The sequence below is a fragment of the Ureaplasma zalophigenitalium genome, from assembly GCF_025780055.1.
GTDB lineage: Bacteria > Bacillota_I > Bacilli_A > Mycoplasmatales > Mycoplasmoidaceae > Ureaplasma > Ureaplasma zalophigenitalium.
In genome coordinates this window covers 84,630-92,872 of sequence record NZ_JAOXHJ010000004.1, presented here as the reverse complement: position 1 = coordinate 92,872, position 8,243 = coordinate 84,630, and the positions used below count along the sequence as shown (strand labels likewise).

At 30.2% G+C, this 8,243-nt stretch carries 8 protein-coding genes and 1 rRNA gene; 6 read left to right on the top strand and 3 right to left on the bottom strand.

The window, feature by feature from the left end:
- Positions 1 to 12 precede the first annotated feature (12 nt).
- Positions 13 to 116 (top strand): 5S ribosomal RNA (gene rrf / locus OF365_RS02300).
- Between the two features lie 75 nt (positions 117 to 191).
- On the opposite strand, the gene OF365_RS02295 is transcribed toward rrf, so the two are convergent.
- The 3 genes from OF365_RS02295 to rpsT form a co-directional block, all read right to left on the bottom strand.
- Entirely contained in the window at positions 192 to 983 is a 792-nt protein-coding gene (locus OF365_RS02295; RefSeq protein WP_263817998.1) for an aminoglycoside phosphotransferase family protein, read from the bottom strand.
- Positions 983 to 1,489, bottom strand: a complete 507-nt coding sequence (locus OF365_RS02290; RefSeq protein WP_263817997.1) for an NAD(P)H-dependent oxidoreductase — start codon at positions 1,487 to 1,489, stop codon at positions 983 to 985. Before OF365_RS02290 ends, OF365_RS02295 begins: the two co-directional genes overlap by 1 nt.
- Before the next feature lie 214 nt (positions 1,490 to 1,703).
- Positions 1,704 to 1,958, bottom strand: a complete 255-nt coding sequence (gene rpsT / locus OF365_RS02285; RefSeq protein WP_263817996.1) for a 30S ribosomal protein S20 — start codon at positions 1,956 to 1,958, stop codon at positions 1,704 to 1,706.
- A gap of 278 nt (positions 1,959 to 2,236) precedes the next feature.
- Here rpsT and OF365_RS02280 point away from each other — a divergent pair, with 278 nt between their 5' ends.
- Genes OF365_RS02280 through dnaE form a run of 5 tightly spaced genes read left to right on the top strand, consistent with a single transcriptional unit; the run spans position 2,237 to position 8,242 of the window.
- A complete protein-coding gene (locus tag OF365_RS02280; RefSeq protein ID WP_263817995.1) occupies positions 2,237 to 3,082 on the top strand; it encodes an MPN551 family DNA-binding protein in 846 nt (281 codons plus the stop codon).
- Complete coding sequence (gene thiI / locus OF365_RS02275) at positions 3,067 to 4,245, top strand: tRNA uracil 4-sulfurtransferase ThiI (RefSeq protein ID WP_263817994.1); 1,179 nt, start codon at positions 3,067 to 3,069, stop codon at positions 4,243 to 4,245. Before OF365_RS02280 ends, thiI begins: the two co-directional genes overlap by 16 nt.
- Before the next feature lie 2 nt (positions 4,246 to 4,247).
- Positions 4,248 to 5,228 (top strand): DHH family phosphoesterase, encoded by a 981-nt coding sequence (locus OF365_RS02270; protein ID WP_263817993.1) that lies wholly within the window; start codon positions 4,248 to 4,250, stop codon positions 5,226 to 5,228.
- Between the two features lie 3 nt (positions 5,229 to 5,231).
- Positions 5,232 to 5,417, top strand: a complete 186-nt coding sequence (locus OF365_RS02265; protein WP_263817992.1) for a hypothetical protein — start codon at positions 5,232 to 5,234, stop codon at positions 5,415 to 5,417.
- Positions 5,417 to 8,242 (top strand): DNA polymerase III subunit alpha, encoded by a 2,826-nt coding sequence (dnaE, locus tag OF365_RS02260; RefSeq protein WP_263817991.1) that lies wholly within the window; start codon positions 5,417 to 5,419, stop codon positions 8,240 to 8,242. Before OF365_RS02265 ends, dnaE begins: the two co-directional genes overlap by 1 nt.
- Position 8,243 lies beyond the last annotated feature (1 nt).

Sequence of the window (8,243 nt, the reverse complement as noted above, 5' to 3'; positions counted from 1 at the left end):
CATCGATCAAGGTGTGGTGAAGATATCAAAGTGGAAATACCCGTTCCCATCTCGAACACGGAAGTCAAGCACTTTAGAGCCGACGATAGTTAAAACAAAATAGGTCATCGCCACGCAAAGTAAAAAAGGAACTCTTTAGAGTTCCTTTTTTTATTCCCTTTAATAAACCTTTTATTTTTTGCCTGTTAGTTTTATTGGAATATTTTCTTTCACCAATAATAAAAATGTGCTTCGGTTTGATTGATGTAAGTTGCAATAAAATTTTTGAACAAAATATTAGTCTGATAAAAAGCCCAAGTGTAAGCAAAATAATTTACAAAAAACATGTATTTATAACAAAGTGTCAAATCGATTTGTAATTGACTACTGATTTTCTTAATATAAAATTCTTGTTGTTGCAAACTAGGGATGGAACGAATAAAATTAAAAATGTCATAGTGCGCAAACCCAAAACTTGCTAGTTCAAAATCGATAATTTGAAACAAATTTGTAGTTTCATTAACCAAAATATTAAAGATAGATAAATCGTTGTGACACAAAACAATTTCTGCTTCTTGTGATAATAAACTATAGAATGTTAAAAACATTTCTTTGTATAAGCTATCAGGGACAACGTCGATATATTGTAAATAATTAAAATATCTTTTTTCAGCTATTAAATTCACAATTGAATTTTGTTGTAAATCATTTATAAAACTTAATAATGATTTAAAATACCAATCATTAATTTCTATATGTTCAGCAGTTTCTAAGGCTGGGGTGATTATGTGATGGCTAATACTGTTGTAGTAGTGTGGGAATGAGAAAAAATGGCTAAACAATAAAGGTTCATATGGGTTAAGTTCGCTTTTTTTAATACGAACATAATAGGTGTTTCCGTTTATTAAACAAGAATAAACATGATTAGTTCATCCCCAATCATGTTTATTTTGTAAATCATGTTTTTGTGTTAAAAAATGATCTAAATATTTTTTTAGTTTCATTAGTCTAAATTTTTAAAGAAATGAATTACTTTATCCTTAAATTCTTCTAATTCCTTAGCATTATACTCTACACAATTATGGTAAGCAAAAGTTTCTTTAATATTTGTTTTGACAGATTTTAACATACCATTCATATTGTTTAAATAATCATCAACGCTAAACCCACTTGCATTTTCACCTTCTCGTTGATAATGAGCTTTGGATCGGCCTGTTGTAATGATTTTGTAAACATCACGTCCTGCAATGTCAAATGGCTTTGTTTTTCAAACTTCGGCAAAATAACGCGATAAAGATCACGGCATATTAAATCAATTAATTGTGAATAAAAAAATAATTCGATCATATTGATAAATAAAATCTTTTTCTTTTTCAAAATCAAAAGGCTTAGCAGCATCTAAAAAACGCGTATCAAAGTTTGTTTCATTTTGAAAAGCCTCAAATAAATATTTTGTATGAACTGATTCATCAGGACATATACGCGCATATAAAACAACTGTTTTTTTCATAGTATTCCTTTTCTTATTTTTAATTAAACTATTTAATATTATAAAATAAAACAAGGTAATACATGTAGCTAATGATTTTATTTCTTTAATATCAGATTAGCTATAATTTTTTTATAAATGCACACAAGAAAATAAAAATAAAAAAACTCTGGTATTAAAGGACCAGAGTTTTAGATGATTATCTCGTAATGATAAGTATTAAATAATTAATAAATTAATTTACAGCTGCAGCAGCTTTGTTTAAAGCTTTCATCGTTCTTGATTTTAAACGTGCAGCTTTATTTTTATGAATAACACCTTTTGATGCAGTTTTGTCAATGACTGAGTAAGCAATTGCTGAATTTTCAACTTTTTCTGAATTGCGTACTTTCTTAACTACTGTACGTAATTTTGACATTTTTGAATGGTTTTGTTTACGCACTTTTTCATTGTGTCGATAAGATTTTTCATTTGATACAATATTAGCCATATAATCGCCTCCTCAGTTTTTCTATATTTAATATAAGCTTTATAAAGTCTTTAAATATTATAACATAAAAAAGGTATTTTTTAACTTAAACAATTACGAAATACTTATTTTATCTATTAATAATAAGATATTAAGTTATTAATAATTTTATAACAAATAACTACGGACGTATTATTGAAAATAATAGATTTAATTATTTCTTAATTTATAACCTTAATTAGCTGTCTTTTTAGTGGTATAATCATAAAATAGACATGTTGTAAGAATGCGAGTTTAGAATGCCATTTATCAAGAAACATAAGCAAGATTTTACTTTAAAGGATGATCGAATTATTTTAAATAAAAAATATTATGAAGACAACCATAAAAATTTTAAAAAAATTACTGGAAGTCGATTGAGCGAGATTTTGGGCGTTGGCGAATACGCATCACCAGTTAAGGCTTGATGCATGATGGTGGGTATTTATCGCGAAGAGATCGATCCTATGCACGCCAATGCTGGGAATGTAATTGAGCGGAAGGTTTTCGATTTAGTTAACGCGAATACCGGCTATCATTTTTTGGCATATAATCCAAAAGATATTGGATATGATGCTTTTAAAGAAAATTCAGTTTTTGGGGGGATTCCCGACGGAGAGCCTATTAATGAAAAAGGGGAAATAGATTATTCTAAAGGTCCAATGTTAGAAATCAAAACATCTTCCATTGATAAGTTCTTGTATGAAGTGATTGATGAAATTCCTGTTTTAAAAAAAGATCTGAACAATCGACCTATTGTCAAAAATCCAAATGAGAAGTATTTGAGTTGATTCAATGCGGATAAGGAAATCCAAATTCCAGTGAACTACCAATTGCAACTAGGATTATATTTGTATTTAAGAAAACAAACACACGGACTTTTTGCTGTCACTTTTTTAACAACAGAGGATTACATGAATCCGAGTGCTTATGATCCTAAAACTCACGAAATTTTTCTAGCGAACTTTCAAGTTGATTTAAAACAATTTGAACAACAAATTTATATTCCAGCAAAACAATGATATGACGACTACATTGTTAATGGTTTTTCTCCAAAATTAACACAAAAAGACAAGAAGTGATTTGAAGTATGAACAAACAAATAATTTACATCAAATACGGAGAATTAACTTTAAAAGGTAAAAATCGACAAAAGTTCGTTCAATGTCTTGGGCGAAATATTAAAAAAGCCTTGAGTGAGTTTGCTGGTCTAATTTTTCATATTGGGTATGATTTTGCAATAGTAGATAATTTTCTTAACGAAGATCAAACAAGAATCACAAACATTTTAACTCATATCAACGGTATCGCTCATTTTAGCTTTGCATACAAGATACCTAAAGATCTGGATGTAATTAAAAAAACGTGTAGCACAATATTGATTGATCAAAACAAATCCTTCAAAGTGGAAGTGAAGCGCAAAGATAAAACTTTTCCTATCCATTCTGATGAATTAAAACGCATGATTGCAGGTTATATTTTGACCAACAATAAATTAGTGAAAGTTGATGTGCACAACCCCGAAATATTGATAAATGTTGACGTTAACTATGAAGACTGTTATGTTTATTATTTAAAGATTGAAGGAGCTCGGGGATTGCCTGTTGGCATTAATGGCAAAGCCTTAGTTTTATTATCAGGTGGAATAGATTCACCAGTTGCAGCTCGCTTAGTTATGAAACGTGGGATTAGTGTCGATTTTATCACATTTATAACACCACCACACACATCTGATAAAGCTTTGCAAAAAGTAAAAGACTTAACTAAATTAATAACAATGGATAACAAATTATGTAACGCTAATTTATATATTTGTAATTTCACACCGATGTTAGAAGAAATTTCACACATCTCTAAAACAAACTACCGAATTATTTTAATGCGTCGTTATTTTATGCGGATTGCTAAGCAAATTGCGCAAGAAAACAAATGTGATTTTTTAGTGACAGGTGAATCGTTAAACCAAGTAGCGAGCCAAACAACGAATTCAATGAAAGTGATTTCACAAGCGGTCGATGATTTCTTAATTGTTCGCCCTTTAATCACTTTTGATAAAAACGAAATTATTGATCTAGCGATTAAATATAATACATATGCAACAAGTATTTTACCTTACGACGATTCATGCGCAGCTTTTGCGCCAGCATCGCCAACGACTTCCCCTAAGTTATCCACAGTGATTAATTTAGAACAAGAGTCAATTGTTATTGAAGGAATTCTTGAATCGACATTGAAAAATCATATTCAAAAAATAAATGTAAAGGAGTAGAGATGATTAATATTAATTACCTAACTGCAGCTAATGAATGGATTAAACACACTGAAGGGTTTAGTAAAGCCAGCATTTTTGTTCATAAAAATCCTGATTGCGATGCATTAGGCAGCGCTTTTGCTTTGGCGCGTATTTTACGCTTAAATGCTTTTTGGTTAGATGTTAAAATAGTCGGCATGAACACTTTAAAACAAAATGATTTTAAAAATTTCTTTGAGTTTTCAGACGAGGATGTAGATTTAGATTTTATTAAAGAATCCGTTGGTTTTATTGTTGACACAGCTAATGCAGATCGTGTACTTTCACATTTGCACACTTTTTGTAAGAAAACTATTTTAATTGATCACCACGTAAAAAACCCTACTTTTACAGATATATCTTATATTGATGATACTTCAATTGCAGCGTGTGAAATGATTGGTTTAGCATTAAAAAACAGTGGTTTAAATTATGATTTAAAAACTCTAGAATATCTATTTATTGGTTTATGTACCGATTCAAACCGCTTAATGTATGACAAGGTAGATGATGATACTTATAATTTAATGGGATGATTTTACACTAATGGTGTTAAGCATCAAAAAATTTATAATCAGTTATATGCCCGCAGTTTTCAAGAAGTCTTGTTTGATGCACAACTAATGACCAAAGTGGTTATTGATGATAATATTGGTTATCTACTTGTGCAACCTGAATGAAATGAAATTTACAATTTTGATCGATGGGGCGAAAAAGTAAATTTACTAGCTAGTGTTAGAGAAGCTAAGATTTGGTTTGTAATCTACTATGTTCTTGAAGAAAATAATTATAAGATTTCACTACGTTCAGCAGACTATCCAATTCGTCTGGTAGCTATTGAATATCATGGGGGTGGTCATGATTTAGCAGCGGGATGTTATTTAGATTCGCTTGATGAACTACCTACCTTTATTCAAAATTTAAAAAACTTTATAAAAAACATCGACAGCAAAAAGGAGTAAGTTATGATAAATAATAAGAAGAATGATAATGTGACCTCTGTCTTTGATCCTAATGATCTTTTTGAAGAACGTCCCTTACATGAACAAACAATTGAAGAATTACAATACCAATTAGATTACGAAGATTTAGATCCGAAAAAACGTAAGCAAATTAAGGATTTAATTCGCGCTAAAGAAAAGCAAAAATAATGAAATTAGCAAATCTTAATGCACATTCATACTATTCATTATTATCTTCAACGATTAGCGTTGAAGATTTAGTTTTGTTTGCTCAAGAAAACCAAATGACACACGTTTGTTTAACAGACTTAAATAATATGTATGGAGCAATTGAATTTTATGATTTAGCTGTTAAGGCCAATTTAAAACCTGTTATCGGAGTGGAAATCAATTATCTTAATAACCAAGTTATTGTGATTGCAAAAAATTATCAGGGTTATTTGCAGTTGATGCAAATTTCTTCACATATTATGTTAGAAGAGACTTTTGATTTACAAATTAATGATGACCTTTTCATTATTCGTAAAAAGGGTGATGTATCATTTAAACACACTAATTTTTATGTTGCCGATGATTTATCAGCATCCAATTACATTGCCTGTCATAGTGCATATTTTCAAAAACAAAAAGATTTTTTAGCATACACAGGGTTATTAGCGATTAAAAATAACATGTTATTGGAGAATATGCAACAAGAAGTTCACAACAAGGATGCTTATTTATATAATGATCAACAGTTGTTAACTTATTATTTACCCTCAGGGATTGAAAATTTAAAACAATTATTAAACCAAGTTGATTTAGTAATTCCCAACCTGCCCATGAATATTCCTGTATTTCAGGCAGATAAAAAAATCACCTCCGCTAGTTTGCTACGTAAAATGTGTTTAGATGGTTTAATCAGTCGTGTTGGTGCTGAACACGAAAAGTTGCAGATTTATCAAACTCGCTTAGATTATGAACTAGATGTAATTAGCAGCAAAAAATTTGAAGACTACTTTTTAATTGTGGCTGACTTTATTAATTACGCTAAAGATCATGATATATTAATAGGTCCGGGTCGAGGTAGCGCTGCTGGGTCTTTGGTGGCCTATTGCATGGAAATTACCGATGTTGATCCCATCAAATATAATCTACTATTTGAAAGGTTTTTAAATCCAAAAAGAAAAACCATGCCTGATATTGATACAGATATTATGGACCGTAAACGGGACGATGTTTTAGAGTATATTTTTAATAAATATACAAATGAACACACTGCTTATATTATTACCTTTCAAAGAATTAAAATTAAAACAGCAATTCGCGATACTGGTCGTATTTTAGAAATCAACCTAAAAACGATTAACGAAATTTGCAGAAAAATTGACCAATTAAAAGATGCTAGCGATCTGCAGGAAATCAAAAAGAAGTTACACGAGTATGATGAACGTCACCCACAATTATTTCAACTAGCCTTCAAGTTCATCAATATTCCACGGAATATAGGAACCCATGCGGCAGGGATTATTTTATCCAATAGTCCTTTACGCTCAAGAGTGCCCTTACAAAAGGGGATGAATGATCGATATTTGTCACAATACAGTATGGAATACTTAGAACGTTTTGGATTAATTAAAATGGATTTACTAGGTTTGACAAACCTAACTTTCTTATATGATATTCAAAAACTGCTAATTGCTAATTACAATGAACACATTAACTTATTAACTATTAATGAACACGACTTAAATGTTTTAAGAGATTTAGGGCACGGGAAAACATTAGGTATTTTCCAATTAGAATCACCGGCGATGACTAATTTAGTTAAAAAAATTAATCCACAAAACATCGAAGACATTTCCATTGCCTCTGCTCTTTTACGACCCGGTGCTCAAGAACAAATATACCAATATTTAAAAAATCGTAAAGAACCGCAAAGTATTACATATGAAAATTCGGCCATTAAAGGCATTTTGCAACCAACACACGGAATCATTGTCTATCAAGAGCAAGTTATTCAATTAGTACAATTGATTGCGCGTTTTGATGCTGCAAAAGCTGATTTATTTAGACGTGCTATTTCCAAAAAAGATAATGATCAGTTATTAGCTTTAAAGTCTGATTTTATGAAGAATGCCCAAGCAAATGGGTATTCTGAAGCACAAGCATTAAAATGATACGACTATATTATGCGTTTTGGAAATTATGGGTTTAACCATTCTCACTCGCTGGCGTATTCATTAATTAGCTATTGATTAGCTTATTTAAAACGTCATTACCCTTTAGAATTTTTTGTGGCTTTATTAAATACACAAGGGAATAATAAGAATAAAATCCTAAATTATTTCCAAGAGGCACAAACTTACGATATCACTATTAAACCAATTGACATTTGTTTAAGTCAAGCAGACTTTAGTATTAATGTAACTGACAGGAGTATATATTTTGGCTTTCAATCAATTAAGGGTTTTGGGTATGAGACATGCCAAAAAATTGTTCAAGCAAACCGAAACACAAAGAACTATTTAGACTGTTTTGCTAATTTAAAAACCAATAAGGTAACTCTAGCGAACATGCTGGTTTTAATTAGTTTAGGTGCTTTTGACCGGTTTGGTTTATCTCGTAAATTTTTGCAAGCGAATTTAGAGAAAAACTTTGCTGTTCTAGAATTGATTAAAGATGGTTTCTTTAGTTTTGACAAACAATTAGTTGATGAAGAGTTTAATATTACTTCTAACCAAGAATTTATTAGTGCAGAAAAAGAATATTTAGGTTTTGCATGACAGGATTTATCATTGCAAACAACTTCGATATTATTAAATCAATTAATCCGAATCCAAGTGATTGATTATGAATGAAAAACAACTGCTAAACAACAAAAGTACGCTTTGGTAAAAATTAAATATAATAACGAAATCATTTGTTGTTATTGCAAATTAAAAGTGGATTGAATAAATGAACATTTTTATGAAGTAATTATCGTTCAACAACAAACATACTATATTATTAAAACGATTCAAAAGGAGAGTTAGA